This window comes from Xanthobacter nonsaccharivorans (genome assembly GCF_043194755.2).
GTDB classification, from domain to species: domain Bacteria; phylum Pseudomonadota; class Alphaproteobacteria; order Rhizobiales; family Xanthobacteraceae; genus Xanthobacter; species Xanthobacter autotrophicus_G.
In genome coordinates, this window is the sequence record NZ_CM195526.1 from 3,086,714 (window position 1) to 3,113,089 (window position 26,376).

The following is a 26,376-nucleotide window of genomic DNA, read 5'->3' on the forward strand; positions in this document are numbered from 1 at the left end:
GGCCGTCGTGCGCGGCCCGGCCTGTGTCGTTCCTGTTCCTCAGCCCTTGCCGTGCCCCGCCTTCAGCGCGGCCTCGCGCAGGCCGGTGAGGGTGGCGGAGGGGGTGATGGCCTCGGGGTCGATGACGAGTTCCAGAAGCGCCGGCCTGCCCTGCTCCGCAGCGAAGGCGCGGGCGCGGGCGAAGGCGGCGGGGAAGGCCTCTGTCGCCTCCACCTTCTCGCCGAACGCGCCATAGGACCGGGCCAGCGCCGGGAAGTCCGGGTTCTGAAGGCTCGTGGCGTGCACCCGGCCGGGATATTCCCGCTCCTGGTGCATGCGGATGGAACCGTACATGTTGTTGTTCACCACCAGCACCACCACGCCGGCCTTGTACTGGCAGGCGGTGGCGAGCTCCTGCCCGCTCATGAGGAAGCAGCCGTCGCCGGCGAAGCAGATCACCTCCCGTTCGGGGTGCAGCAGCTTCGCCGCGATGGCCGCCGGCAGGCCGTAGCCCATGGCACCGGAGGTGGGCGCGAGCTGGGTGCGGAAGCCGCCGTAGCGATGGAACTTGTGCACCCAGATGGCGTAGTTGCCCGCCCCGTTGGTGAGGATGGCGTCGGCGGGCAGCGTCTCCCGCAGATGCGCCATCACCGCGCCGAGATCGAGCGGGCCGGGCATGGCGCCGGGCGTCTGGTCGGCGAGATAATCGGCCCGCGCCGCCTTCACCGCATCGCTCCAGGGCGCAGCGGTGCGCCAGCCCGCCGGGCCCCTGGGCCGCAGCGCCGCGGCGGCGGCGGCGAACTCCCGCACGCCGGCATTGATGAGGAGGTCGCCCTGGTAGACCCGGCCCAGCTCCTCGGGGTCCGCATGCACGTGCACGAAGCGCTGGGCCGGGCGCGGCACCTCGAACAGGGTGTAGCCGCTGGTGGTGGTCTCCCCGAGCCGGCCGCCCACCGCAATGACCAGATCCGCCGCGCGGATGCGGACGATGAGCTTCGCGCTCGGGCCGAGGCCGGCATGGCCCACGTAATTGGGGTGGTGATTGTCGAGGATATCCTGCCGGCGGAAGCCGGCCGCCACGGGCAGGTCGAAGGCCTCGACGAAATGCTGGAAGTCGCGGCATGCCGCTTTCGTCCAGCCCCCGCCGCCGACGATCACCAGGGGACGGGTGCTCTCCGCGATCATGGCGGCAAGACGGGCCATGTCGTCCGCCCCCGGATGGGCGGCGACGCGCCGGTAGCCCTGCGCATCCGGCACGGACGCGAAGGCGGTGAGCACGTCCTCCGGCAGCGCCACCACCACCGGCCCCGGCCGGCCGGACACGGCCATGTGGAAGGCGCGGGAGACGATCTCCGGAATGCGGTCGGGTCGGTCCACCTCCACCACCCATTTGGCCATGCCGCCGAACATCTGCGGGTAGTCCACCTCCTGCCAGGCCTCGCGGTGGCGCATGTGCGAGCCCACCTGGCCGATGAACAGGATCATGGGCGTGGAATCCTGCGCCGCCGTATGCACGCCGATGGCGGCATGGCTCGCCCCCGGCCCGCGGGTGACGAAGCAGATGCCCGGCCGTCCCGTGAGCTTGCCGTAGGCCTCCGCCATGTTGGCGGCGGCCGCCTCGTGGCGGGTGACCACGGTGCGGACCTGCGCCTGCGCGCCGGCCAGCGCGTCCACCGCCGCCAGGAAGCTCTCCCCGGGAAGGCAGAACACCATCTCGACGCCATGGATCTTGAGCGCGTCCACAAGGATCTCACCGCCCGTGCGGGGGCTCTCGGACTGAAGCATTTCTGCACTCTCACGCAAGAAGAAGGAACGGGCCGGAAGCATATTCCGGCCCGTTTCGGAGCGTTACCGGAAATTGCCCCTGGTCTCGGGGATGATGAGAGACCCCACAAGATAGAGCAGGAAGACGCAGCCCGCGAAGATCGACAGGGCCATGGGAATGTCTGCCGGCGTCGCGCTCGCGAGCGAGACGAAGGTGGGCATCATGCCGCCGATGGCGAAGCCGATGTTCCACGACAGGCCCGTGCCGGTGGCGCGCATGGCGGTGGGGAAGCGCTCGTTCAGGAAGATCAGCACCGGCGCGTAGCCCGCATTGCCCATGAAGGCGATGCCCAGCGCGTAGAGCACGATGGTGGAGAGGTCCGTCGTCTTCGCCATGCCGAGGTAGAAGGTCGGCAGGAGGATGATGGCGGCCACGCCCACGATCAGGAATGTCTTCTTGCGGCCGATGATGTCGCTCAGGGTTCCCACCAGCACCGCCGAGACGAGGGCGGACACCGAGCAAGCCATGAGGATGTAGGAGGACACCTGGTTCGGCAGCTGGTTGATGAGCTTCAGGAAGGTGGGCATGTAGCCGGAGGTCAGGTAATAGCCCGCCCCGCCACCGATGGTGATGAGCAGGTTCACCAGCAGCACGTTGCGGTATCCGCCGGCGAACAGGGTCTTGAGCGGGGCGTGGGCCTCCTTCTTCGCCGCCTTCTGCTTCTGCATTTCCTTCCAGAACGGAGACTCTTCCAGGTTTCGGAAGATGAACCACCCGAGGAAGGAGGACAAAAGGCCAGAGAAGAACATCACGCGCCAGCCCATCTGCGCGAACGCCTCGCCGGGGAACAAGGTGGAGGTGACGAGGAAGACGAAGGAGGCGAGCAGCGCGCCGATGCCCGCGCCGCCACCGCCCACCAGGCCGGACATGAAGCCGCGCCAGTTCGCCGGCACGGATTCCGTGCCGATGGTGTGGGTGGAGGCGACGACGCCGCCCACGAACACGCCCTGGACGAGGCGCAGCAGGATGAAGATGACCGGGGCGATGGCGCCCACCTGGTGGATGGTGGGCAGGAGGCCGAAGGCGGCGGTGGAGAGGCCGACGCCGACGATGGCCACCAGCATGGCGCCCTTGCGGCCGTGCGCATCGGCATAATGGCCGAACACGGCCGAGCCGATGGGCCGCATGAGCAGCGTCACGGCGAAGGAGGCGTAGACCGCCGCCAGCGACCATGTCGGGTGGGTGGAGGGAAAGAAGAGCTGCCCCACCACCGGCGCCACATAGAGCAGGATGAACAGGTCGAACAGATCGAGCGACCAGCCGAGGACCGAGGCGATGATCGCGCTTGTGCGTTGCTTGCTGCCCACCGCCGTGGCGGTGGGATTTACGAGGTCTTGCGTGGACATGTTCTTGCTTCCTCCCATTCGACGCTGAGCGCCGTGTCGTCAGATGCCCGTGAAGACGGGCTTCCGCTTCTCGTGGAACGCCTCGACGCCCTCCTTGAAGTCATGGGACTGCCGCAGGCGGCTGTAGCAGTGGCCTTCCAGCTCGATGGCGATGGCGAGCGGGGAATCCTCGGTGTCGTTCAGCAGCTTCTTCGCCGTCCGCTGGGCGATGGGCGAGAAGGAGACGAGCTCCGCCACCAAAGCGTCGGTGGCCTTCTCCAGGTCGGCGTCGGCCACCTTCTCGGTGGCGATGCCCCAGGCGAGGGCCTGCTCCGCATTGATGCGCCGGGAGCGCATCACGATGTCCTTGGTGCGGGTGATGCCCACCATCTTCTGCAGGCGCGCCGAGCCGCCGGAGCCGGGGATCTGGCCGAGCTTCTGCTCGGGCAACGCATATTGGGTGGTCTCGGTGATGATGCGGAAATCGCAGGCGAGCGACAGCTCGAAGCCGACGCCGAAGCAGTAGCCGCGGTTCGCCGCGATCACCGGCTTCGCGGCGCGGGCGGGGGCCGCGATGTTCCAGGCGAGCTTGGAGACATGCTCGGGGGTCGCCTCCATGAAGCCCTTGATGTTGCCGCCGGAAGAGAAATGCTCGCCGATGGCGCGGACCACGATGACGCGCACGCGCGCATCCTCGTCCAGGGTCTCGAACACGAGGCGCAGCTGGTCCCGCTCCGGCATCGAGACGATGTTGAAGGGCGGGCGATCGAGGACGATGTCCGCACGCTGCTGGGCCTCGTCGATCTCGACGCGGAAGCCGTCGAGCGTGGCGAGGCGGGGATCGGCGAAGGTCATCACGGAAGGCATTCTTTGCTCCTTGGATGGGGGATCTCGGGATGGGATGCGGTCAGGCGGCGCTGGAGGCCGAGGCGGCCTCGGGCGCGTAGTCGCCGGAGACGAGATGGCGGCGCAGCAGCTTGCCCACCGGGGATTTCGGGATGTCCTGGACGAACACGAAGCGCCGCGGCCGCTTGAAATTCGCAAGGCCGGACTCGCGGCACCAGCGGTCGAGCTCTTCCGTCTCCACCGCATCCCGGCGCTTGACGAAGGCGACGACGATCTTGCCCCACTTCTCGTCCGGCAGGCCCACCACGGCCACTTCCGACACCGCCGGGTGCAGCGAGAGGCAGCTCTCGATCTCCACGGGGGAGACGTTCTCGCCGCCGGTGATGATCATGTCGTCCACGCGGCCGGTGACGAAGAGGTCGCCGTCCCCATCGATGAAGCCGGTGTCGCCGGTGAAGTACCAGCCCTCGCGCAACGCCTTGGCGTCCGCCTCGGGCCGGCGCCAGTAGCCCTCGAACGCCTCGTCGCCGGAAAGCAGGGCGATGATCTCGCCTTCTTCCCCCGGCGCCGCCAGATCCTCCGGCGAGGCGGCGCCGAGGCGCACCACGCGCACCATCTGGTTGATGCCCGCGCGGCCGGCCGAGCCGGGCTTCACCATCGCCTTCTGGTCGATGGTGAAGGTGTAGATCTCCGACGAGCCGTAATGGTTCACGAACAGCTCGGGGTGGAAGGCGCCGTCCAGCGTCTTCAGCAGCCCGTCGGTCATGGAGGCGCCGGCAAAGCCCAGCTTCCGCACGCTCGACACGTCGGTGCCGGCGAAGGCGGCATCGTGGACGAGGTCGTGATAAAGCGTCGGCACCAGATAGAGGTTGGTGACGCGCTCCCGCGCGATCAGGGCGAGCGCCGTCTTCGTGTCGTAGCGCGGCAGGCACACGAAGGTGCCGCCGATGACCGACATGGCGATGAGCGAGCGCACCCCCATGGTGTGGTAGAGCGGCATCACGCCCAGCGTCACCTCGCCCCGCCGGTAGAGGTTCTGCGCCACATGGGCGATGCCGGCGGCACGCTCCGCGCGATGGCGCCGCGGTACGCCCTTGGGGCGCGAGGTAGTGCCCGAGGTGTAGAGCATGATGGACCAGGCATCCGCCCCCACGCGCGGCAGGGGGGTGCCCGCCTCGCCCTCAAGCAGATCGGCGAATGGCACGGCGCCATCGGCCGGGCCGCCCACCGCGATGCGCGCGAGGCCCCGCGCCAGGGTGCTCGCCTGCGCCGCCTCGGCGGAGACCTCCTCGAACACCAGGGCCCTGGCCTCGGCATTCTCCAGGCAGAAGTCGATCTCGTCGGCCTTGGCCCGCCAGTTGACGGGGGTGATCACCAGTCCCGCGAACTGGCAGGCCCAGTGCAGGGTCGCCGCCTCCCAGCGGTTCTGGAGCACGCTGACGAGATGGTCGCCGGGCTTCAGGCCCAGCCGGTCGAACGAGGCGACCAGCGCGCCGATCTTATCCAGCCAGTCGCGGTAGGTGAGCCGCAGCTCGCCGTCCACGATGGCAAGGGCGCCGGGATCGCGCGCCACGCTGGCGAGGAAGCTGGTGCCGAGGTCAAGCATGGGCGGGTTCCTCATGACTCGTTCTGAGTTCCGCTGCCGCTTCCAGCGCGGCGCGGACGATGGGCGTGTAGCCGGTGCAGCGGCACAGATGGCCGGAGAGGAGGTCGCGCACCTGCGCCTCGCTCGGCGCCGGCACGGCGCGCAGGAAGGCATCCAGCGACATGAGGATGCCGGCCGTGCAGAAGCCGCACTGAAGGGCGTGGTGGCGGCGGAAGGCGGCCTGCAGCACCGAGAGGCGGTCCGGCGCCGGGGCGAGCCCCTCCACCGTGCGGATCGATGCCCCCTCCACCTGCACCGCGAGCGTGAGGCAGGAACGGGCGAGCATGCCATCCACCTCCACCGTGCAGGCGCCGCACACGCCATGCTCGCAGCCCACATGGGTGCCGGTGGCGCCGATCTCGTGGCGCAGGAAGTCGGAGAGCAGGGTGCGGGGCGAGGCCTGGCCATGGACCGGGCGGCCATTGAGGGTGAAGCGCACGGTGTGGCGCTGATCGGCGCTCAGGCGCGGCATCGTCTCGCCTCCTCGATGGTGGAGCGGCCGATGCGGCGCACCAGCTCGCGGCGATAGCGGGCGCTCGCATGCACGTCGTCGCGGGCATCGAGCTCCCAGGCGAAAGCGTTCAGCGCGTCATCGAGGCCGGAGCCCTCCAGGAGCGGGAAATCCCGCGCCACCGGCATGTCGGCGACGCCGCCCACCGTGAGGCGGATGCTCGTGCCCGAAACGAGCGCGGCGCAGGCGACGATGGCGAAATCCCCGTGCCGGCGGGCGATCTCGCGGAAGGCAGTCCCCTCCCCCCGTGCGCCGGGGAAGGAGACCGCCTCGATCATCTCGTCGTCGGCCTTGGCGGTGGCCATCATGCCGGTGAAGAAGTCCGCCGCCGGCACCTTGCGGCTGGCCCTGGCGCTCCTGAGGTGCACATGCCCCTTCAGCGCCACCAGGCAGAGTGGCAATTCCGCACTGGGATCGGCATGGGCGATGGAGCCGCACACGGTGCCGCGGCTGCGGGTCTGGGCATGGCCGGTGAAGGGCAGCGCCTGGGCAATGATCGGCACGACGCCCGCCAGCCGCTCATCCGCCAGAAGGCGCGCCTGCCGCACGCCGGCACCCACCACCAGCGCGCCGCCTTGCTCCTCCAGCCGGGCGAGCGGGCCCACGCGCATGATGTCCACCAGCACTTTCGGCCGGGCGAGGCGCATGTTGAGCATGGCCATGAAGGACATGCCGCCGGCGAGGATGCGGGCATCGGAGCCCTCCGCCTTCAGCACGGCGAGGGCCTCGTCCACGCTCTCGGCGCGGACGTAATCGAAGGCTGCAGGCTTCATGGCGCGTTCCTCCCGAGGAGAGAGGAAAGCCGGGCGAGGAGCCGCGACACGAGCCCGCCCTGCGCTCCCGCGCCGCCGCCAGCCTTGCGGGCCAGCGCCGCGAAGAACTGGCCGATGATGACCTTGGCCGCGCCGTCCAGCAGGCGTCCGCCGACGCTCGCCACCTTGCCGCCGACGAAGGCCTCGTAGGTGTAGGCGAGCTCGGTCCCGCCCGCGCCGTCGGGCGTAAGAGTGATGCGGCCGGAGCCGCCGCCGAAGCCGAGGTTGCCGTCGACCTTGCCGGAGAGCGTGACGGCCTTGGGCGGATCGAGGTCCGAAAGGGCGACCTGCGCCTTGTAGCGGCCCTTTACCGGGCCGATGCCGAGGGTGACGTCGGCGGTGAACTTGGTGTCGGAGACTTTGCGGACGTCGTGCGCGCCGGGGATGATGGCGGCCAGCGTGTCCGGGTCGAGCAGCATGGCCCACACCGCCTCCGGCGCCACGCTGACGCGGGCCTTGCCCTCGCCGTGCATGAGCCGCTCCCCCTTGACGCCGGCACGCGGAGCCGTGATGGACCGCGCGCCGGCGGGAGGCTGGACCTCCGCGCCGTGGATCAGGGCAGCGACGGCGGAGGGAACCAGCGGCAGGCGCACGTCCGCGATCCCCAGCGCATCCGCCACCGCATTGGCGAGGCAGGCGGGGGTGGACATGCAATTGCCCTCGCCCACCCCCTTGGCACCGAGCGGCGTGAAGGGAGACGGCGTCTCGGTATGGACGATGACCGGCTCGGGCACCTCCATGGCGGTGGGCACCAGATAGTCGGCCAGCGTGCCCGTCAGGAAGCTGCCGTCTTCGCCATAGGCGTATTCTTCGAGCAGCGAAGCGCCGAGCGCATGGGCGAAGCCGCCCCGGATCTGCCCGTCCACCATGCCGGGATGGAGGATGGTGCCGCAATCGTGCGCGGTCACGTAGCGGTCGATGCGGATCTCGCCCGTGTCGCGGTCGATCTCGACGCCGCAATAATCGAAGATGAAGCCATGGCAGAGGGAGGAATTGATGTGGTCCGCGTCATCCGCCGCCGTCAGCTCCGGCGGGGTCCAGAACGCGGTCTCACGGATGGTGGGGCCGGTGCCCTCCGGCAGTTGCGCGGGGGACCAGTGGGACAGGGCCGCGACGCGCGAGAAGGGCAAGGCGTTGGCGGGGTTCGAGCGGGCGGAGAGCTTGCCGCCGGCGAACACCACCTCCTCCGCGGGCACGTTGAGCTGCGCCGCTGCCACGCGCGCAAGGCGCGCCGCGATGCGGTCCGCCGCGAGCCGGGCGGCGCCCGCGACGGCGGCGGCGAAGCGGCTGGCATAGTTGCCGGAGGCGATGGACCAGGCGTCCTTGGCTGTGTCCATCTCGGCATTCACGCGGATGTCCGAGGGCTTGAGGCCCAGCACGTCCGCCACCACCTGCGACAGCACGGTGCGGTGACCCTGGCCCTGAGGCACCGAGGCGACATGCACGCTCACCGAGCCGACGGGATCGATGGCGATGGTGGCGGTGGCCTGCGCCCCGTTCTTCGGCCCCGCCTTCCTGCGCTCCTGCGCCGTGAGGACGGTGGCGATGTAGCCCATGTTGGAAACCGAGGGCTCCACCACCGCGGCATAGCCGATGCCGTAGAGGCGGCCCTCGGCGCGCGCCTGATCGCGCCGGGCGATCAGCCCGGCGAGGTCGCCGGCCTCAAGGCCCGCCTCCAGCGTCTTCTGATAGTCTCCGGAATCGAGCAACGCACCGGGGGCGGTGCGATAGGGAAAGGCACCCGCGGGGATCAGGTTGCGGCGGATCACCTCCAGCGGATCGAGGCGGAGCTCCACCGCGATGCGCTGCACCAGCCGCTCAAGGGCGAAATAGACCTGCGGGCCGCCGAAGCCGCGATTGAGACCCGTGGGGCACTTGTTGGTCACCACCACGCGGTTGCGCACGGCAACGTTGGGAATGGCGTAGGCGCCGGTCAGGTTCCCGTGCATGCGGTAAAGCGTGGCCGGCTCGGGCGCGCGCAGGTGGGCGCCGCAATCCTCCACCTGGTCCCAGTCGAGGGCGGTGATGCGCCCCTCCGCCGTCACCGCGGCGGTAAGGGTGGTCGCGCGGTTTGTGGCGGAGACCGAGGCCATGAGGTGCTCGAGCCGGTCCTCGACCCACTTCACCGGACTCCCCGCGACCCGCGCCGCCACGGCACCCAGCACGATGTAGGGGAAGATGCCCTGCTTCACGCCGAACGAGCCGCCGCTGTCGCGCGGGGTGCGCAGGCGCAGGCGATTGCCGGGCACCTTCAGCGCCCGCGAGATCACCGCATGAATGGAGAAGGGACCCTGGAAATTGGCGAGGACATCGTAGGCGTCCTCGTGCGGGTCGTATTCCGCGACGAGGCCGTAAGTCTCGATGGGCGTGCAGGAATTGCGCGGATAGCGCACCGAGAGGGAGATGCGGTGCGCCGCCGCGGCGAAGGCGCTTTCGGGGTCGCCATAGCGGAAGCTCCGCTCGGAGGCGAGATTGCGCGGGAAGCCGGCATGCAGCAGCGGCGCGCCGTCCTCCATGGCGGTGATCGGGTCCATCACCACCGGGAGCGCGGCATAGGACACCTCGATGAGGTCGAGGGCGTCTTCGGCCACGTAGCGATCTTCCGCCACCACGAGGGCCACCGGCTCCCCCACATAGCGCACCCGGTCCACCGCCATGGGCCAGCATTCCACCGGCGCCTTCACCCCCACGACGAGAGAGGTGGTGAGCTGTGCCACGTCCGCCCCGGTGAGCACCGCGGCGACACCCGGCAGAGCCCTGGCGGCGTCGGTGGCGATGGCGGTGATGTCCGCATGGGCGTGGGGCGATCGGAGGAGCGCCATGTGCAGGGTGCCGGGCTTCACGCCCAGATCGTCGAGATAGCGGCCGCCGCCGGTGAGGAGGGCGGCATCCTCCACGCGCTCGATGGCGCGGCCGACCCATCCGTCCGCCGTATCGCGGGGCTTGTCGAGCATTCCGGCGCTTCCCTGGTTCCACGCGCTTCGCGGCGCGTGTTTCGTTGGCGGGAAGGTGCCGGGGGCGGACGGCGCGGACCATGCCGAGCCGTCTCACCTTTTACCGAGGAGTCTCATTCGACGTTTTGCGCTGCGGCGAATGCGGGGGGCATCCTGAGCGGATGCAGCATCGCCCGGCCGGGCCGCACCCCTCAGAGCGCCATGCGGGAGATCGCCCGGAACGCGCTGGGCGTCACGCCCGTATGGTCGCGGAAGAAGCGCGTGAAGTGGGAGGGCGCGGCGAAACCGAGCCGCTCGCCGATGTCGGTGAAGCTGTCATCCACGCTCGTCACCGCGGCCACCGCCGCCTCCACCCGCATCACGTTGAGATAGATGCGCGGCGGCACGTTGGTGGAGGCCTCGAACAGGCGGAAGAAATGCGCGCGCGACAGCCCGGCCTCCCTGGCGAGAACGGCCGTGTCCACATCGTCGGCGAGGTTGGCGCGCATGCCCTCCACCACCCGGCGGATGCGCCAGTCCATGCGGCGCTGCCCGTCCAGGGCGCGGATGGAGAAGGTGCGCCAGGGGGTGAAGCGCTCCACCACCGCGATCATCAGGTCGGCGAGCAGCGCCTCATGGACCGTCTTGGCGTCGGGCTCGGCCATCATGGCCGCGGCAAGGTCGTGGGTGAGCCGGTGGATGCGGGGGGAAATCTCGCCGCGCGGCTGCTCGAAAAAGCCCGGAACGCCCGACGCCCCCCAGCCGGGGCGGAAGGTCTTCAGCCATTCGGGCTCGATATAGAGGGCAAGGATGAGCGTCTTCGGCCGCTCGGGATCATGCACATAAGCGTGCGGCTCCCAGCCGTTCACCAGAACGCAGCTGCGGTCGGTGAGGGGAACGATCCCCTCACCGACCGCGAAGGTCGTATCCGCCCCCTCCACCTTCAGAAGCACATGACAGTGGGGATGGGCATGGCGCACCAATGAGCGGTCCATGTCGAGCAGGGCCACCCGGCCGAACGCGCCGTGCGCTATCCGAAGGGCATGGGACATGCGGCCTCTCTCGGCGTCAGGCTTTCGCCTTCCAGGGGATCAGCATCCGCTCCACCTCATCCAGGATGGTCGAGAAGATGAAGCCGAGAAGCGCGATGACCAGAAGTCCGACATACATGGTGTCCACGGTCAACACCTGCCACGCATTCCAGATCATGAAGCCGATGCCATCGGACGCGGCGACCATCTCCGAGATGGCGATGAGGATGAGGCCCATGCCCATCGCCAGCTTCACCCCCGCCATGATGGAAGGCAACGCGCCCGGCAGGGCGATGGTGCGGAACACCTGCCAGCGGCTGGCACGGAAGTTGTGCCCCACGTCGAGATAGATCTTGTCGATGTTCGCCACCCCCATCACCGTGTTGATGAGGATGGGATAGAAGGCGCCCAGCGCCACCATCACCACCTTGGACATCTCGCCGAGGCCGAAGATCAGCAGCACCAGGGGGAGGATGGCGCTCTTCGGGATGGGGTAGGTGGCCGAGATGAGCGGATCGACGGCGGCGCGCAGCGGCCGGGAGATGCCCATGGCAAGGCCCAGGAACAGGGCCGGCACGCCGCCCACCAGCATGCCGAGCGCCAGCCGGCGCAGGCTCGCCACGAGGTTGGTCCACAGCTCGCCCGAGGCGATGAGCGCGCCGAAGGTGTGCACGATGCTCGACGGCGCCGGGAAGAAGCGGGCGTCGATGAGCCCGGTGCGGGCTGCCGCCTCCCAGATGCCGAGCAGCACCAGGGGGGTGAGGAGGCCGATGAAGCGGTCGCCGAGACCGAAGGTGGATTTCTTCGCCATCACTTGCCTCCCTCGGCATTCATGCGCGCCCGCTGAACCTCCTCCCGCAATTGCTCCCAGATATGGAACACGAGGTCGCCGTAGGCCGGATCGTGGCGCAGCTCCAGCACATTGCGGGGCCGGGCGAAGGGCACGTCGATGATGGCCTTCTCCCGCCCGGGATTGGCGGTCATGATCATGATGCGGTCGCCCAGCGTCACCGCCTCGTCCACGGAATGGGTGATGAAGACCACGGTCTTCTTGGTGGCCTCCCAGATGCGCAGCAGCTCTTCGTGCAGCAGCATCTTGTTCTGCTCGTCGAGGGCCGAGAACGGCTCGTCCATGAGCAGGATTTCCGGATCGTTGGCGAAGGCGCGCACGATGGAGACACGCTGGCGCATGCCGCCGGACAGCTGGTTCGGGTAGCGGTCGCGGAAGCGGTAGAGGCCGATGCGCTCCAGCCAGAGCTTGACGCTCTCCTCCACGTCCTTCTCCGGCACGCCCCGCATCCGAAGGCCATAGGCGGCGTTGTCGTAGACGGTCATCCAGGGAAAGAGGCTGTCGCCCTGGAACACCATGGAATTCTCCGGCCGGCTCGGGTCGATCCGGTGCATGTCCATGGTGCCCTCGCTGACGCTCTCCAGCCCCGCGAGCATGCGCAGGAGCGTGGTCTTGCCGCAGCCGGAGGGGCCGACGATGACGAAGAACTGGCCCTGGGGGATGTCGATGTCGATGCCGTCCACGGCCACGAAACCGGAGGACCCGAAATATTTACGCACATCCCGGAGCGAGATCTGCACCGGAACCGAGGGCTGAATTGCATTCGGCTTCGGGCTCAACATACTGACGACGGCCATGACATCATTCCTCCCCGTCCATCATCGCGCCCCGCGCGCCATAGCGCTTCGGGGTCTTCTTGTTCTTGTGGTCAAGCAGACACCGGACGGCCGGTGCCCTGTCGAAGTCAGTTCTGCGCGGCCTTGTAGGCGCCGAGCGCCTTGACCGCGTTCCTGGCGAAGGACAGGTCCACCACGTCCTCCACCTTCGCGGGGCGCTCCAGGTAGCCGTTCTCGGTGAAGAACTTGAGGTCCTCCGCCATGCTGGCCGTGTCCACTTCCCCGTTGGGGTTGATCCCGTTCGGGATCATCTTCGCGAACAGCTCGGCGTCCTTCAGGCCGGTGGTGCGCATGATGGTCTTGATGACCTCGGGCGCGCCCTTGCCGTCGAACCGGCCGCCGGCGGTGGCATCGCTGAAGATGCGGGCGGACTTCACATAGGCGTTCATGAAGCGCTGGGCGACGTCGCGCCGCTTGGCAATGAAGTCGCCGCCGTAGAGCAGGACGGCCACCTGCTGGTCGGGATAGCCGTCCACCACGAACCGCACCGCAACATTGTTGTTCAGGGCCTGCGTAGCCGACGGCTCGGTGGTGATGGCCGCGTCGATGGCGCCGGTGGTGAAGGCGGCGATCTGCTGCGGATAGCCGATGTAGTTGTGGCTCACATCCTTGTAGGTGAGGCCGGCCTTGCCGAGGATGTGGGCAAGCTTTGCATTGGTGGCCGCGCCGGGGCCCACCGAGCCCACCTTCATGCCCTTGAGATCCGCGACCGTCTTGACCTTGCCGCTGTCCACGAGGTCCTTGCGGACCATGAGCGGCATGTAGTCGTAATGGGCCGGTGTCGAGCCCTTGTCCGCCACCACCTTGATGTCGATGCCACGGGCGGCGGCATTGTAGAGGCCGGCGGACGAGGCGCCCGCGCCCACGTCGATCTGGCCCGCGCCGAGAGGCGCGATCATCTTCGGGCCGGAATCGAAGGTCACCAGCTCCACCTCGAGCCCCTGCTCGGCGAAGATGCCCCGCTCGACGCCGAGGTGGAAGACCACGTCGGAGATCACATTGTTGATGCCCACCTTCACCTTGTCCGCCGCCTGGGCCGCACCCGCCCCCGCCAGGGTGGCGGCGAGCGCTCCGGCAGCGAGAAGGTGACGTGTCGTCCTCTTGAACATCTGGTTCCTCCCGGTCTCATGTCCGGTGCGCCTGAGGCGCCCGGCTTCTTTGGTCGAGTTGGTGCGCCCGCGGGGAGCGCGCTTCAGGAAACCTGCGCGACGATGCGGGCGAAGGCGGCATTCGGGTCCTTCACCAGAACCTCCGCCAGCTTCACGTCCTCCTCGCCCTTCACGTGGATGCGGCGGAAGGCGAGCGGATCGTCGGACAGAGGCGCCGTGGCGTCGAGGCCGAGCTTCGCGCTGATGCCGTCCGTGGTGGACGGGTCGAGCTTGGAGCCCTGGGCGCCGGCGACCACCACCATGTCACGATCCGCCTGGAAGCGTGTCGCGATCGCCCATTCGATCTCGTCGGCGCTGGAGATGTCCACGTCCTTGTCCACCACCACCACCTGCTTGATATCGTAGTGGCCGCCGAAGGCGCCCATGATGATGTTCTTGGGCTCGCCCTCGCTCACCTTGTCGATCTTGACCACCAGATGGTAGCGGCAGGTGCCGCCACGGGTGAGGCGCACGTCCAGCACATTGGGGAACGAGCGCTTGAGATGCTGCAGCAGCGTCGCCTCCCGCGGCACGCCACCCAGCACCAGATGCTCGAAGCTGCCGCCCACGATGGTGTGGAAGATGGGATGCCGGCGATGGGTGACGGCATCCACCTGGATGACCTCGCGGGCGGCGCGCGGGCCGTAATATTGCGGGAATTCGCCGAACGGACCTTCCGGCTCGCGCACCTTCGGCAGGATGCGGCCTTCCACCACGATCTCCGCGGAGGCGGGAACACGCACCGAATTGGTCTTGCACTTGACCACCTCCACCGGGCGGCCGAGCAAGGCGCCTGCGATGTCCATCTCGTCCTCGTCGAGGGCGGCGATGGCCTGGGAGGCGAGGAGCAGCGCCGGGTGGACGCCGATGACGATGGCGATCTCGAGCCCCTGCCCCGCCTGCTCCGCCATGCGGTAGTAGGCCAGCGTATGACGCGGCAACAGCAGGACGCCGATGCGGTCCGGCCCGCTGATCTGGCAGCGGTGAATGGAGACGTTCTGCACCCCCGTCACCGGGTTGCGGGAAATGAGGAGGCCGGCGGTGATGTAGGGCCCGCTGTCGAGCTCATTGTGCTTGGGGATGGGCAGCTGCTTCAGCAGGTCCACCTGCGTGTGCACCACCTCCTGCGCGGCGGCCGAGGTCACCTCGACGCACGGCAGGGGATCGCTGGCGGCGGCCAGGAAATGCGGCAGCAGTTCCGCCTCGCTCACGCCGAGGGCATCGGCGACCCAGCTGCGCTGGGTGAAGAGGTTCACCACCACCGGGATGTCATGACCGCTCGGGCGCGGGAACAGCACCGCCTTCTCCCGCTCGACGCACTTGGCCACCGCCGCCAGTTCGTCGATCAGGGAGACATTCTCCCGCGCCACGGCCAGCTCGCCGCGGGCCGCAAGCTCGGCCAGCCAGGCACGCAGGTCCGCGGGGGTCTGGGCATTTGCGGGGCGGGGTCGGGTCTCGAACATGGGAGGGGTATCCAATGAAAGGAAAGGCGCGGCCTGAAACGGCAGGAGGTGGCAGGGCCAGAGCTTGACCGGGCTAGGACTTGACCTGGCGCAGGGCCGGCGCCCGGCGCTTGAGGTCCGCGTCCTCGCCCCAGCGGCGCACCACGCCGACCTCGATGTCGAACAGGTCGAGCACGCGGCCCACCGTGTGGTCGATGAGGTCGTCGAGGCTCTCGGGCTTGGCATAGAAGGCGGGCACCGGCGGGGCGATGATCGCGCCCATCTCCGACACGGTCGTCATGGTGCGCAGGTGGCCGGTGTGAAGCGGCGTCTCGCGCGCCATGAGCACGAGCCGGCGGCGCTCCTTCAGCACCACGTCGGCGGCGCGGGTCAAAAGCGTCGTGGTCACGCCGGAGGCGATCTCCGACATGGAGCGCATGGAGCATGGCGCCACCACCATGCCCATGGTGCGGAACGAGCCGGAGGAGATGGAGGCGGCCATGTCGTCGATGGAATGGCAGACGTCCGCCATCGCCTTCACGTCGGCGATCTTGAGGTCGGTCTCGTAGGCGAAGGTGATCTCCGCCGTCTTCGACATGACGAGGTGCGTCTCCACCCCGGCATTGCGCAGAAGCTGGAGCATCCGCACGCCGTACATCACCCCGGACGCGCCGGAGATGCCGATGATGAGCCGCTTGTGATCCAGCATGGCGAAACCTCCGCTTCCAGCCGCGGTGCGGCGGGGACAATGGCTCGACAGAGGGCACGGAAATCGACACCGGGCGCCCTTGGCGCCGCGCCGTCCTGCTGCGTCCTCCTCCCGCGCCTGTGGGCTATTTTGCCTTCTCGGCGCATGGCACCTCGGGATGCCGTTGATGGAGTGATAGACAAGTCAGATAATCACTTCAAATAATGATTGATTATCATGACAATCACCTACGATGATCATGCGATGGCCGCACAGCGGCCGGGCGCTGCGACTGCGGAGGGAGGCACGCCATGGATCTGAGGCAGATGCAGTATTTCCTCTGCCTGGCCGAAACCGGGAATGTCACGCGGGCGGCCCGCCAGCTCAATATCGTGCAGCCCGCCCTCAGCATGCAGATCGCCAAGCTCGAGGCGGAGTTCGGCAAGAAGCTGTTCGACCGCAGCGCCCACGGCGTCTCCACGACCGAGGCGGGCGACGCCCTCGTGCGGCTGATCACGCCCATCGTGCGCGATGTGGAGCACGCCATGCAGGAGATGGCGCAGCTCGACGGGCGGGTGTCCGGCCGGGTGGTGGTGGGCCTCATCACTTCGGTGGCGCAGAGCACGCTCGCCAATTCCTCCGCAACCATCGCGGCCCGCTATCCGGAGGTGGAGCTGTCGGCCTGCGAGGGCTACACGGAAACCATGATGGACTGGGTGACCACCGGCCAGCTCGACCTCGCCATCATCAATGTCCCGCGGCAGAAGAGAGGGCTCGCCTCCCACCACATCCTCGATGAGGAGATGGTCTTCGCCGCCCGCAAGGACTCCCCGCTGCGGGTGCCGGCACACCTCAGCTTCGCCGACCTCGCGGGGCGCGATCTCGTGATGCCGTCGAAGCGCCACGGCCTGCGGGCGATCCTGGACGCGCAGGCCGCGGAAGCCGGCATCGAGCTGAAACCGCGCATCGAGATCGACACCCTCTCCGCCATCTGCGAGGTGGTCGCGACGACGGATCTCGTCACGGTGCTGCCCACCATCGCCTTGCACCAGGCCCTCGCGGGGGGGCGGGTGCAGGCCCATCATTTCGACGCGCCGCGGCTGACCCGCTCCATCGCCGTCGTGCATCATCCCCGGCGGGCGATCTCGCCGGCGGCGCATGCGGTGGTGGAGGTGATCCGGCAGGATCTCGTGGACGCGGCGACCTCCGCCTCGACCTTCGTGCACCCTGCCTCGGCAGGCGCATCCCGTGCCCGGCGGCCGGGCGGGAACAGGCGTAAAATCAACCTGAATGATCACTCCAATAACACGTAATTATTTGCGGTGATGACCTCCAGCGATCTACCAAGACGCAAACAGAACAGCAGCGGCGCGATCCGATCAGATGGCCATGCAAGCTGATCGGATCGTGCTTTGGAGGAAGCGGCCTTGACGAACATCTCGCACGAGGTACAGCGCCCGCCGGCTGCCGCCGCCGCCTGGGGCGCGGGTTCGGGCACAAGCGCGGCCGCGCGCCTGAGGCAGCGCATGCCGACCCTCGATTATCTGGAGCGGGCCGCGCGCCGCCGCATCCCGCGCTTCGCCTATGACTTTCTGGACGGCGGCACCGGCGCGGACATCGGCGTGGCCCGGAACCGCGCCGCCCTCGATGGGGTGGAGCTCGTGCCGCGCTACGGCGCGCCGGGACCGGTGCGGACCGAAGTGGAGCTGTTCGGCACCCGCTATTGCGCGCCCATCGGCATCTCCCCTGTCGGCGTCGACGGCCTCGTCTGGCCCGGCGCGACAAAGCTGCTGGCGAAGGCCGCGCACAAGGCCCGCATTCCCTACATCGTCGGCACGCTGGCCGGCGCCTCCATCGAGGAGGTGGCGGCGCTGGCGGGGGACTGCACCTGGTTCCAGCTCTACGGCCTGCCCGGTCGCGACCACCTCGTCACCTTCGACCTCGTGCGCCGCGCGGAGGTTGCCGGCGCGCGCGCCCTGGTGGCGACGCTCGACGCGCCGGTGCGCTCGAAACGGCCGCGGGACCTCGCCAACGGCCTCGTGGTGCCCTTCCGCACCACGGCCCGCACGGTCGGCGATGTGGCCTTCGCCTGGCCCTGGGCCCTCGCCCTTCTGAAGGCGGGAACGCCCGCCTTTGCCAACATGGCGCCCTATGTGGAGCCGCCCGCGACCCTGCCGAAGACCGCAGGCTTCGTGCAAAGCGAGATCAAGGGCACCTTCTCCTGGGAGGCCGTCAAGCGCCTGCGCGATGCCTGGCCCCGCGCCCTGGTGATGAAAGGCATCATGCATCCCGCCGACGCGGAGCAAGCGATCGCCATCGGCGTGGACGGCATCCTCGTCTCGAACCATGGCGGGCGCCAGCTCGATGCCGCACCCGCGGCCATCGACGTGCTGCCCGCCATCGCCGCGGTGGCGGGAGGCCGAGCGACGATCCTGTTCGACAGCGGCATCCGATCGGGCCTCGACGTCGCCCGCGCGCTGGCTCTCGGAGCGCACGGCACCTTCTGCGGCCGCGCCTTCCTCATCGGCCTTGCGGGCATCGGCAACGCCGGCGCGGACTATGTGGCGGAGCTCCTCACCGAGGAGCTCCAGGTCGCCATGGGCCAGATCGGCGCGCCGGATCTCCCCGCCCTCGCCCACGCCGAGCGGCGCCATCGCGGCGCCTATGCGTTCCAGACCTCGGGCAGCGTATCGTGACCGCATCCCGGGACACCTCGCGCCCCCTGCCGGACCCCGCGGCGCTGGCACGGCTCAAGGAGACGGTCGGCCCCGCCGGCTTCCTCGATCTGCCCGGCGATACCGATCCCTTCCTCACCTCCTTCGGCGGCACCTTCCGGGGGGAGGCCGCCCTCGTCCTGCGCCCCGCCTCCACCGGGGAGGTGGCGCGGGCCGTGGCCATTTGCGCCGAAGCCCGCATTCCGATGGTGCCGCAAGGCGGCAACACCGGCCTTGCCGGGGGTGCCCAGCCCGACCGCTCAGGCTCGTCGGTCCTCATTTCCCTCGACCGCATGCGCCGCGTGCGCGCCGTGGATCGGCACAATGACACCCTGACCCTGGAAGCCGGCGTGACCCTCGCCGACGCCCAGGCGGAGGCCGAGCGCATCGACCGGCTGTTTCCCCTCTCCCTCGCCTCCGAAGGCTCCTGCCGGATCGGCGGCAACCTCGCCACCAATGCGGGGGGAACGCAGGTCCTGCGCTACGGAAACATGCGCGCCCTGACCCTTGGCCTCGAGGTGGTGCTGCCCGACGGGCGCATATGGGACGGCCTGCGCGCCCTCAGGAAGGACAATGCCGGCTATGACCTGAAGCAGGTGTTCATCGGCTCGGAGGGCACGCTCGGCATCATCACCGCGGCCGTGCTGCGCCTGTTCCCGCGCCCCCGCGCCGTGGCCACCGCCATGGCCGCCATTCCGGACGTTCCCGCCGCCATCCGTCTGCTCGGCCTCGCCCGGGAGCGTCTGGGAGAGCACCTTTCAGCCTTCGAGCTGATGCGGGCATCGAGCCTCGACCACGCCATCGCCGCGGTGCCCGGCCTCGCCTCCCCTTTCAGCTCGCGCCACGCCTGGTATCTCCTGGTGGAAGCGAGCGGACAGGAGGCAGGAAATACGCTTGGCACAGCACTTGAGGCCGTGCTGGAAGCCGGACTGGAGGACGGCCTCGTCGCCGATGCGGTGATTGCCGCGTCCCATGAGCAGCGCCAACGCCTGTGGAAGCTGCGCGAGGCCCAGGCGGAAGCGCAGAAGCATGCGGGACGCGGCGTGAAGCACGATATCAGCGTCCCGGTCTCGGTGATCCCGGACTTCATCGCCCGGGCGGATGCGGCGCTGACGGCGGCATTTCCCGGCATCGAGCCGTTCACCTTCGGCCACGTGGGCGACGGCAACCTGCACTACAATCCCATCGTCCCGGCCGACTGGTCCGATGGGGAATGGCGGCAGAAATCCGCCGAGATCAACCGCCTTGTCCATGATGTGGTGGCCGAGTTCGGCGGCTCCATCAGCGCCGAGCATGGCTTGGGCCAGCTGCGGGCATCGGAGGCCGAGCGCTACAAATCCGCCGTCGAGCTCGACCTCATGCGCACGCTGAAGCAGGTGCTCGACCCACTCGGATTGATGAACCCCGGCAAGGTCCTGCGCGACATTCCGCGAGAGTGAGCCGGCACGCCGGGCGAGGGTGCCGGCGCGCGCGCATCATCTGGAACGAGGCTCCCCCCCTCTGACGGACGACTGGACCGGATTGTGATGGGCCGCCATGCCGCGATAAGTAGTAAGCATAATGCGGGCCGCCTTCCTGATCGGACGTAAGCTATCCTCGGCCGCGGCATATTCGTGGTCCGAGGGTATCTCGGGCCGAGCCATGGCCGGTCCCGTTGGCCGGGACAGCGAGAGGGGGTGTCGGTGGGGGCGGTTCTGAATTCAGGAGTGCGGAACGCTCTCCGGGCTGCGGTCACATTGCTCGTCGGTCTGTCGGCCGCACAGGCGGAAACGCCCGCGGACTTCGTTCTGCGCAATGGAAAGGTCTACGCGGCGGATCCGGCGCGGTCGATCCGCTCCGCGTTCGCGGTCCGTGGCAACACCATTGCCGCGGTCGGCGACGACGAGGCCATGAAGCCGCTCATCGGGCCGCAGACGCGCGTCGTCGACCTCGGCGGCAAGTTCGTCATGCCCGGCCTGATCGACGCCCACTCGCATCCGGTGATCGGCGCGGTCAATGCCGCCAAGTGCTCCCTCGCCGGCGTGAAGCCGACGCTGCAAGAGATCACGCCGGTCATCCGCAAGTGCCTCGCCGAACGCCCCGGCGGCCCGGACGCCTGGCTGGAGGTGGTCCAGCTCTACAATTACGGCTTCGATGCCTCGGCCAAGGACATCGACACGGTGGAGGCGACCCGTCCGCTCGCCATCGTCGGCAATGACGGCCATACCATGTGGATGAACACCCGCGGGCTCGCGCTGGCGGGGATCACCGCGAAGACGCCGGACCCTCAGGGCGGGCGCATCCTGCGGGACGCCACCGGCGCACCGACCGGAGTCCTGACCGACGCCGCGCTGATCGGCCCCTCCAAGCTGCTGCCGATTCCGACCACCGCGGAGATGGCCGATCTCCTGGAAAAGACGATCAAGGGCATGAACGCGACCGGGCTGACGGCCGTGACCGATGCCGCCCTGACGCCGGTGGAGTTCGCCGTTTTCGAGAAGCTCTATCGCGAGGGGCGGCTGAAGGTCCGCGTCCGGGGCGCGCACTTCATCGAGGACCTGAGCGACGACAGCGACGCGGCCGTGGCGAAGATCGTCTCGGCGACACGCAGCGAAACCCTCGACCCCGCCTGGCTGCGCGCCGATTCGGTGAAGGTCTTCGCCGATGGGGTGCTGGAATTTCCGGCGCAGACCGCCGCGGTGCTCAAGCCTTATCTCGACGCCAACGGCAAGCCGACCGCCACGATCGGCGATCTCTATTTCGAGCCGAAGCCGTTCAACTCCCTCATCACCAAGCTGGACAAGGCGGGCCTGACCGTTCACGTGCATGCCATCGGCGACCGGGCGGTCCGGGCCAGCCTCGATGCGTTCGCGGCCGCGCGCGCCGCCAACGGCGCGCGGGACAACCGGCACCAGATCGCCCACCTGCAACTGGTCGATCCCGCCGATTTTGCCCGTTTCGCGGAACTCGGCGTCATCGCCAACGTGCAGTTCGAATGGGGCAAGCGCGACGCCTCGAACGTAGGGCCGCTGGAGCCCTATCTCGGGCCGGAGCGCTACCGCTATCTCTATCCCTACGGCAGCCTGCGGGCGGCCGGGGCGCTCGTGGCGGCAGGCAGCGACTGGGACATCTCGCCCTACGATCCCTTCATCGCCATGGAGGTGGGCGCCACCCGGCGGGATCGCGGCAAGGATGCGCAGACCCTCAACATCGAGGAGCGCCTCTCGGTCGCGGACATGCTGGCCGGCTACACCATCAATGCCGCGGCAGCGATGCGCATGGACGACATCGTCGGCAGCATCGAGCCGGGCAAGCGCGCGGACTTCGTGATCCTCGACCGCGATCCGCTGGCCATCGATCCCTCGACGCTCAGGAACACGAAGGTGCTCGCGACCTATGTCGATGGAAAGGTCGTCCACGAACAGTAGACGGTCCGGGCATGCGCAACGATGCGCCGTCATTCTTCATCTTCTGCTTTGGTGAAGCTGGATGAAGGTGCGGATGGGCTCTGCGTATCGGGGCATCGAGCCGGTGTGCCGGGCCTTGTTCCGGGCTTCCTCATGAAGACCGCCGAATGCCCTGCTCCGGGCGAGAACCATGCGGAGCTCATCGGCGAGGCGGATCGGTCTCGCAGCCAGCGGCGCAAGTCCTCATTGGCGGCCGCGAACACCACCACGGAGGTGAGGGCGCGCATCGCCCCCACCTCCCCTTCACCGAGCAGCACTCCTTCTTCGCCAACGAGGTCGCCTGGCGCGAGCCACGACCTCGCCCTTGCGGCACGTGCGCCGTTCCATGGCGGCTGCAAGAGACGCCTCCTCATCCTCGCCAAGGCTTGAGAACAGGGCAACCGCACGGGGCGATGCGGAGGCTCCGTGCGCGTGACCGCGATGCCGCCACGCGCGAGGTTCAACCGGACCACAGCGGACCCAGCCAGACTTTCAGGCGGTGCTAAATCTTTGATTTTTCAGATGAATTTGACGTCATCGGACGTCTTCGGAGAGGCATCTGGTGCCGCGGAAGGGATTCGAACCCCCGACCCACGCATTACGAATGCGTTGCTCTACCAGCTGAGCTACCGCGGCACGCGGGTTTTCTTTACGGGGAGGGGCCGCGCATTTCAAGGGTGAGGTGGAGGATAACGCGTCCGCCCACAGACGGGAATAAAAAACGCCCCGCATTTGGCGAGCGGGGCGCTGGAATCCAGTGATCAGTAGGTGAGGACGGGTGGCAGCTCCTTAGCCTTGGCCACCCAGCTCTCCACCATGCTCAGGGTCGGCAGGGCCCGCACCAGCTTCCGCTTCTCGTTGGCTTCCACCAATGCCTTCAACAGGTTGGCGGGAACGCGGGTCTTCAGTTCCTTCACCGTGTCGACGCCCGCGGCTTCTAGAAGTTCGGAATATTCCTCACCTACGCCTTTGATTCGCATCAGGTCGGCCATGTTCGCCCACTTGAGGATCCGGCTCTCCTCGATGCCGGTCGACGCGGCGAGCTCCTTTCGACCCTTTGGCGCCTTCGCCGCCTCCAGCAACGCCTCGGTCGTGGACAGGCCAACGGCCTTCAGCTTGGCGGCATAGGTCGGCCCGATTCCCTCGATCTCGATGATGGGATAGGACATGCGTACCCCCTGCTTGGCCCGGCGCTCCGGCCGGCCGCAAGATCAAGCCACAACCTGCGGCCGTGTCAACGGGCGTACCCCACCACCTCACACCACCTGCCGCAGGCCGGGGATGGACTGCACCAGGGTGTCGACCGCCTCGGGGCCGACGGTCTCGCGGGCATAGTCCACGGTCTCGCGCACGGTGGTCTGCACCTGGGGCATGGTGAGGCCGAGGGCCATCATCCGGTCCGCGACGCGCATCAGGCGGGCCATGCCGCCGAAATGGCGCTGGGCGGCGGGCACGTCCCCCTCCGGGGCCTCGTTCGCCAGCGCCCTCGCCCAGGGATGGACCGCGAACAGCGGCTCCATGGCTTCGTCCGGCGCCTCCCGCGCCAGGAACTGGATGACGAGGCCGATGAGGGCCTGCGCCGTCCGGTCGTCCACTCCGATGCGCTCCGCAAGCCGCGCGATCAGCTGGTCCATGCCGTCTCCAGAAGCTGCACACGCAGGGCCCGGCTTCCATGCCGCCGCCCCACGCCGACATCATGGGCCGCACCCCGCAGCGGGGCAGACATTGCAGGCTGGGGCGACCGCAGGCAAGGCCCCTGCCCCGCCCCTGCCCTTCTGCCTTCCCCGCCCCCGGCGCAATTTGCTTGCCCCCTCGCCGGAAAGGCTGCGAAAACTCCGCCTCGACGAGGACGACCGCGGCGGCCGATTCGAGACCGCCGCATCAAGGATGCTGCCATGGCCCGCGCCCCTTCGACCCGCTCTTCCCCCACCGGTCCCAGGACCGGCGCATCGGCCGGAGCACCGACCGGGGCGGCAGCTGGCGGCCCCGCCGCCCCCGCGGTCAACCCCGACACCGACGGGCGCATCCTGGTGGGCCGCTGCCAGCTCGGAACGCGCGAGGCCGCCGCCACCGGCGCGGCGACGAAGGACGCCTGGCTCACCCTCAAGCTCGCCAACCGCCACGGCCTCGTCACCGGCGCCACCGGCACCGGCAAGACGGTGACCCTGCAGGTGCTGGCGGAAGGCTTCTCGCGGGCCGGCGTCCCGGTGTTCGCGGCCGATATCAAGGGCGACCTCTCCGGCATCGCCGCCCTGGGCGAGGAGAAGGACTTCCTGCTGGAGCGGGCGAAGGAGGTGGGCATCACCTATGCGCCCGACAGCTTCCCGGTGATCTTCTGGGACCTGTTCGGCGAGCAGGGCCATCCGGTGCGCGCCACCGTCTCGGAAATGGGACCGCTGCTGCTGGCGCGCCTCATGGGGCTCAACGACACGCAGGAGGGGGTGCTCAACATCGTCTTCCGCCTGGCGGACGAGCAGGGCCTACTGCTGCTCGACCTGAAGGACCTGCGGGCGATGCTCGCCTATGTGGCGGAGAACGCATCGAGCCTCACCACCCAATACGGCAACGTCTCCGCCCAGTCGGTGGGCGCCATCCAGCGCCAGCTCCTGGTGCTGGAGAACCAGGGCGCGGACAAGTTCTTCGGCGAGCCGGCACTGAAGATCGACGACCTGATGCGGGTGGACCGCACCGGCTACGGCACCATCTCCATCCTCGCTGCCGACAAGCTCATGGGCGCGCCGCGGCTCTATGCCTGCTTCCTGCTGTGGCTGCTGTCCGAGCTGTTCGAGCACCTCCCCGAGGTGGGCGACCCCGAGAAGCCGAAGCTGGTCTTCTTCTTCGACGAGGCGCACCTGCTCTTCGACGAGGCGCCGAAGGCCCTGCTCGACAAGGTGGAGCAGGTGGTGCGCCTCATCCGCTCCAAGGGCGTGGGCGTCTATTTCGTCACCCAGAACCCGCTGGATGTGCCGGAAAGCGTGCTGGCCCAGCTGGGCAACCGCGTGCAGCACGCCCTGCGCGCCTTCACCCCGCGCGACCAGAAGGCGGTCAAGGCCGCGGCCGAAACCTTCCGGCCGAACCCCGACCTCGACACGGCCCAGGTCATCATGGAGCTGGGCAAGGGCGAGGCGCTGGTCTCCATGCTGGAGGGCGCCGGCGTGCCGGCCATGGTGGAGCGCACCCTCATCCGCCCGCCCACCGCCCGTGTCGGGCCGGTGACGGCGGCGGAGCGGGCGGCCATCCTGGCAAAAAGCCCGGTGGGGCACATCTACGACACGGCAGTGGATCGGGACTCCGCCTTCGAGATGCTCCAGGCCCGCGCCCAGCAGAAGGCCGCGCCGCAGGGCAAGGGCCCCAGCGAGGCCTCCGCATCCGACGGCGGCTTCCTGGGCGGGGTGCTCGACAGCGTGCTCGGCACCGGCCAGCCCGCGCCCGGGACGGGCCGCACCACCGCCACGCGCACCAGCACCCGCATGTCCACCACCGAGGTGGTGGTGCGGCAGGTGGCGCGGTCGGTGGCATCCCAGGTCGGCACCCAGCTCGGCAAGGCCATCCTGCGCGGCATCCTCGGCAGCATCAGCAAGTAGCTCCCGGGAGCAGGTTGTAGGCCGCCAAACGGCCCTGCCGCACCGCACGCGCCGCCCCCGTCCTGCCGCATGGCTTAACGGTTCCTGTTGCCTCCGGCCGCCGGGGGCGGTATCGTTTTCAGATGTCGGATGAGATTGCGGGGTCGCACCGACAATGTAACCAATACGCGCCAGAGGCGAATCGTCCTTCACCGGATGACCAAATCGGCGCGGATGAAGTGGAGCGCCTCATGAAGGTGTTGCCGACTGCCCGCATTCTTCTTGTCGATTCCCATATGGAACGTCGCCAGGCAATGTGCTCCGCCCTCGCCGCCCTCGGCGTGGGCTCGGTGCGCGATGCCTCATCCATCGATGAAGTGTCCGATCCCTCCGTGCATGGCGCCGCGGATGTGCTCGTCGTCCATGTGGACGATCCGGAGGACGCCCCCGCCAATCCCTTTCGATTCGGCGCCGGCATCCCTGCGGTGCTCGTGGCCGAAGTGCCCGCCCAGCACCTGGTGCGGGCCGCGGGGCGCGCGGGCTATGATGCGGCTCTCGGGGCGCCCGTCGCCCCGCGCCTCCTTTATCGCCGCATCGGCTCGGTGATGCAGCGGGCACGCCGGCTGTCCCGCCCGGTGGCCGCGCCCCTTCCGGCATCCGTCGACCTCGCCACGGCGGGCTGACGCCTTCGATCCGGCGGCCCCCTCGGGGGACCGCCTGCGGCCGGGCCAGCGCCCGAGACAAGGCGCGCCGTTTCCCGCGCTCCGATCTAATCCTTTGAAGCCTTCCCGGGCCTGCGGCGT

21 protein-coding genes and 1 tRNA gene are annotated in these 26,376 nt (G+C 68.8%); 6 read left to right on the forward strand and 16 right to left on the reverse strand.

Annotated features, from left to right (window positions below):
• Nucleotides 1-39 precede the first annotated feature (39 nt).
• From V5F59_RS14225 to V5F59_RS14285, 13 genes are all read right to left on the reverse strand, one after another.
• Nucleotides 40-1,764 carry a thiamine pyrophosphate-binding protein gene (locus tag V5F59_RS14225; protein WP_393978456.1) on the reverse strand — a complete coding sequence of 575 codons (1,725 nt, stop codon included), beginning with the start codon at nt 1,762-1,764 and terminating at the stop codon, nt 40-42.
• A gap of 63 nt (nt 1,765-1,827) precedes the next feature.
• Nucleotides 1,828-3,150 (reverse strand): MFS transporter, encoded by a 1,323-nt coding sequence (locus tag V5F59_RS14230; RefSeq protein WP_393978458.1) that lies wholly within the window; start codon nt 3,148-3,150, stop codon nt 1,828-1,830.
• Nucleotides 3,151-3,189: 39 nt separating this feature from the next.
• On the reverse strand, nt 3,190-3,996 hold the full coding sequence (locus tag V5F59_RS14235; protein WP_393978460.1) for an enoyl-CoA hydratase/isomerase family protein: 807 nt from the start codon (nt 3,994-3,996) through the stop codon (nt 3,190-3,192).
• 40 nt (nt 3,997-4,036) lie between these two features.
• Nucleotides 4,037-5,581 (reverse strand): AMP-binding protein, encoded by a 1,545-nt coding sequence (locus V5F59_RS14240; RefSeq protein ID WP_393978462.1) that lies wholly within the window; start codon nt 5,579-5,581, stop codon nt 4,037-4,039.
• Nucleotides 5,574-6,092: a (2Fe-2S)-binding protein gene (locus tag V5F59_RS14245; RefSeq protein WP_393978464.1), complete on the reverse strand. Its 519-nt coding sequence runs from the start codon at nt 6,090-6,092 to the stop codon at nt 5,574-5,576. The genes V5F59_RS14240 and V5F59_RS14245 overlap by 8 nt, the downstream gene beginning before the upstream one ends.
• Nucleotides 6,080-6,904, reverse strand: coding sequence for an FAD binding domain-containing protein (locus V5F59_RS14250; RefSeq protein ID WP_393978466.1), 825 nt, complete (start codon nt 6,902-6,904; stop codon nt 6,080-6,082). The genes V5F59_RS14245 and V5F59_RS14250 overlap by 13 nt, the downstream gene beginning before the upstream one ends.
• Nucleotides 6,901-9,897: a xanthine dehydrogenase family protein molybdopterin-binding subunit gene (locus V5F59_RS14255; RefSeq protein ID WP_393978468.1), complete on the reverse strand. Its 2,997-nt coding sequence runs from the start codon at nt 9,895-9,897 to the stop codon at nt 6,901-6,903. Before V5F59_RS14255 ends, V5F59_RS14250 begins: the two co-directional genes overlap by 4 nt.
• A gap of 191 nt (nt 9,898-10,088) precedes the next feature.
• Entirely contained in the window at nt 10,089-10,928 is an 840-nt protein-coding gene (locus V5F59_RS14260) for a helix-turn-helix domain-containing protein (RefSeq protein ID WP_393978470.1), read from the reverse strand.
• A 16-nt stretch (nt 10,929-10,944) separates the two neighbouring features.
• The gene (locus V5F59_RS14265) at nt 10,945-11,718 is read right to left on the reverse strand and encodes an ABC transporter permease (RefSeq protein ID WP_393978472.1); all 774 of its coding nucleotides are present in this window, start codon (nt 11,716-11,718) and stop codon (nt 10,945-10,947) included.
• Nucleotides 11,718-12,554: an ABC transporter ATP-binding protein gene (locus tag V5F59_RS14270; RefSeq protein ID WP_393978474.1), complete on the reverse strand. Its 837-nt coding sequence runs from the start codon at nt 12,552-12,554 to the stop codon at nt 11,718-11,720. Before V5F59_RS14270 ends, V5F59_RS14265 begins: the two co-directional genes overlap by 1 nt.
• Before the next feature lie 107 nt (nt 12,555-12,661).
• Nucleotides 12,662-13,702 (reverse strand): ABC transporter substrate-binding protein, encoded by a 1,041-nt coding sequence (locus tag V5F59_RS14275; RefSeq protein WP_393978476.1) that lies wholly within the window; start codon nt 13,700-13,702, stop codon nt 12,662-12,664.
• A gap of 83 nt (nt 13,703-13,785) precedes the next feature.
• Entirely contained in the window at nt 13,786-15,204 is a 1,419-nt protein-coding gene (locus V5F59_RS14280) for a UbiD family decarboxylase (RefSeq protein WP_393978478.1), read from the reverse strand.
• Nucleotides 15,205-15,277: 73 nt separating this feature from the next.
• A complete protein-coding gene (locus tag V5F59_RS14285) occupies nt 15,278-15,892 on the reverse strand; it encodes a UbiX family flavin prenyltransferase (RefSeq protein ID WP_393978480.1) in 615 nt (204 codons plus the stop codon).
• A gap of 290 nt (nt 15,893-16,182) precedes the next feature.
• On the opposite strand from V5F59_RS14285, the gene V5F59_RS14290 reads away from it, so the two are divergent.
• From V5F59_RS14290 to V5F59_RS14305, 4 genes are all read left to right on the forward strand, one after another.
• Nucleotides 16,183-17,184 (forward strand): LysR family transcriptional regulator, encoded by a 1,002-nt coding sequence (locus V5F59_RS14290; protein WP_393978482.1) that lies wholly within the window; start codon nt 16,183-16,185, stop codon nt 17,182-17,184.
• Nucleotides 17,185-17,397: 213 nt separating this feature from the next.
• Entirely contained in the window at nt 17,398-18,567 is a 1,170-nt protein-coding gene (locus V5F59_RS14295) for an alpha-hydroxy-acid oxidizing protein (RefSeq protein WP_509211099.1), read from the forward strand.
• Complete coding sequence (locus V5F59_RS14300) at nt 18,564-20,024, forward strand: FAD-binding oxidoreductase (RefSeq protein ID WP_393978486.1); 1,461 nt, start codon at nt 18,564-18,566, stop codon at nt 20,022-20,024. Before V5F59_RS14295 ends, V5F59_RS14300 begins: the two co-directional genes overlap by 4 nt.
• 267 nt (nt 20,025-20,291) lie before the next feature.
• Nucleotides 20,292-21,992: an amidohydrolase gene (locus V5F59_RS14305; protein ID WP_393978488.1), complete on the forward strand. Its 1,701-nt coding sequence runs from the start codon at nt 20,292-20,294 to the stop codon at nt 21,990-21,992.
• A gap of 578 nt (nt 21,993-22,570) precedes the next feature.
• Here the strand turns inward: V5F59_RS14305 and V5F59_RS14310 are convergent.
• From V5F59_RS14310 to V5F59_RS14320, 3 genes are all read right to left on the reverse strand, one after another.
• Nucleotides 22,571-22,646 (reverse strand) — tRNA-Thr (locus tag V5F59_RS14310).
• Between the two features lie 125 nt (nt 22,647-22,771).
• On the reverse strand, nt 22,772-23,179 hold the full coding sequence (locus V5F59_RS14315; protein WP_393978490.1) for a DUF4332 domain-containing protein: 408 nt from the start codon (nt 23,177-23,179) through the stop codon (nt 22,772-22,774).
• 87 nt (nt 23,180-23,266) lie between these two features.
• Nucleotides 23,267-23,644, reverse strand: coding sequence for a hypothetical protein (locus V5F59_RS14320; RefSeq protein WP_393978492.1), 378 nt, complete (start codon nt 23,642-23,644; stop codon nt 23,267-23,269).
• Between the two features lie 261 nt (nt 23,645-23,905).
• On the opposite strand from V5F59_RS14320, the gene V5F59_RS14325 reads away from it, so the two are divergent.
• Entirely contained in the window at nt 23,906-25,594 is a 1,689-nt protein-coding gene (locus tag V5F59_RS14325; protein WP_393978494.1) for a helicase HerA-like domain-containing protein, read from the forward strand.
• A gap of 230 nt (nt 25,595-25,824) precedes the next feature.
• Nucleotides 25,825-26,256: an ANTAR domain-containing protein gene (locus V5F59_RS14330; RefSeq protein ID WP_393978496.1), complete on the forward strand. Its 432-nt coding sequence runs from the start codon at nt 25,825-25,827 to the stop codon at nt 26,254-26,256.
• Nucleotides 26,257-26,376 lie beyond the last annotated feature (120 nt).

Bases quoted from the DNA above. Each gene is read 5' to 3' on its own strand.
- V5F59_RS14330 (WP_393978496.1), top strand. From the start codon at position 25,825: ATGAAGGTGTTGCCGACTGCCCGCATTCTTCTTGTCGATTCCCATATG.
- V5F59_RS14295 (WP_509211099.1), top strand. From the start codon at position 17,398: ATGCCGACCCTCGATTATCTGGAGCGGGCCGCGCGCCGCCGCATCCCG.
- V5F59_RS14275 (WP_393978476.1), bottom strand. From the start codon at position 13,702: ATGTTCAAGAGGACGACACGTCACCTTCTCGCTGCCGGAGCGCTCGCC.
- V5F59_RS14250 (WP_393978466.1), bottom strand. From the start codon at position 6,904: ATGAAGCCTGCAGCCTTCGATTACGTCCGCGCCGAGAGCGTGGACGAG.
- V5F59_RS14245 (WP_393978464.1), bottom strand. From the start codon at position 6,092: ATGCCGCGCCTGAGCGCCGATCAGCGCCACACCGTGCGCTTCACCCTC.
- V5F59_RS14240 (WP_393978462.1), bottom strand. From the start codon at position 5,581: ATGCTTGACCTCGGCACCAGCTTCCTCGCCAGCGTGGCGCGCGATCCC.
- V5F59_RS14225 (WP_393978456.1), bottom strand. From the start codon at position 1,764: ATGCTTCAGTCCGAGAGCCCCCGCACGGGCGGTGAGATCCTTGTGGAC.
- V5F59_RS14290 (WP_393978482.1), top strand. From the start codon at position 16,183: ATGGATCTGAGGCAGATGCAGTATTTCCTCTGCCTGGCCGAAACCGGG.
- V5F59_RS14320 (WP_393978492.1), bottom strand. From the start codon at position 23,644: ATGGACCAGCTGATCGCGCGGCTTGCGGAGCGCATCGGAGTGGACGAC.
- V5F59_RS14285 (WP_393978480.1), bottom strand. From the start codon at position 15,892: ATGCTGGATCACAAGCGGCTCATCATCGGCATCTCCGGCGCGTCCGGG.
- V5F59_RS14235 (WP_393978460.1), bottom strand. From the start codon at position 3,996: ATGCCTTCCGTGATGACCTTCGCCGATCCCCGCCTCGCCACGCTCGAC.
- V5F59_RS14325 (WP_393978494.1), top strand. From the start codon at position 23,906: ATGGCCCGCGCCCCTTCGACCCGCTCTTCCCCCACCGGTCCCAGGACC.
- V5F59_RS14315 (WP_393978490.1), bottom strand. From the start codon at position 23,179: ATGTCCTATCCCATCATCGAGATCGAGGGAATCGGGCCGACCTATGCC.
- V5F59_RS14280 (WP_393978478.1), bottom strand. From the start codon at position 15,204: ATGTTCGAGACCCGACCCCGCCCCGCAAATGCCCAGACCCCCGCGGAC.
- V5F59_RS14265 (WP_393978472.1), bottom strand. From the start codon at position 11,718: ATGGCGAAGAAATCCACCTTCGGTCTCGGCGACCGCTTCATCGGCCTC.
- V5F59_RS14260 (WP_393978470.1), bottom strand. From the start codon at position 10,928: ATGTCCCATGCCCTTCGGATAGCGCACGGCGCGTTCGGCCGGGTGGCC.
- V5F59_RS14270 (WP_393978474.1), bottom strand. From the start codon at position 12,554: ATGGCCGTCGTCAGTATGTTGAGCCCGAAGCCGAATGCAATTCAGCCC.
- V5F59_RS14230 (WP_393978458.1), bottom strand. From the start codon at position 3,150: ATGTCCACGCAAGACCTCGTAAATCCCACCGCCACGGCGGTGGGCAGC.
- V5F59_RS14255 (WP_393978468.1), bottom strand. From the start codon at position 9,897: ATGCTCGACAAGCCCCGCGATACGGCGGACGGATGGGTCGGCCGCGCC.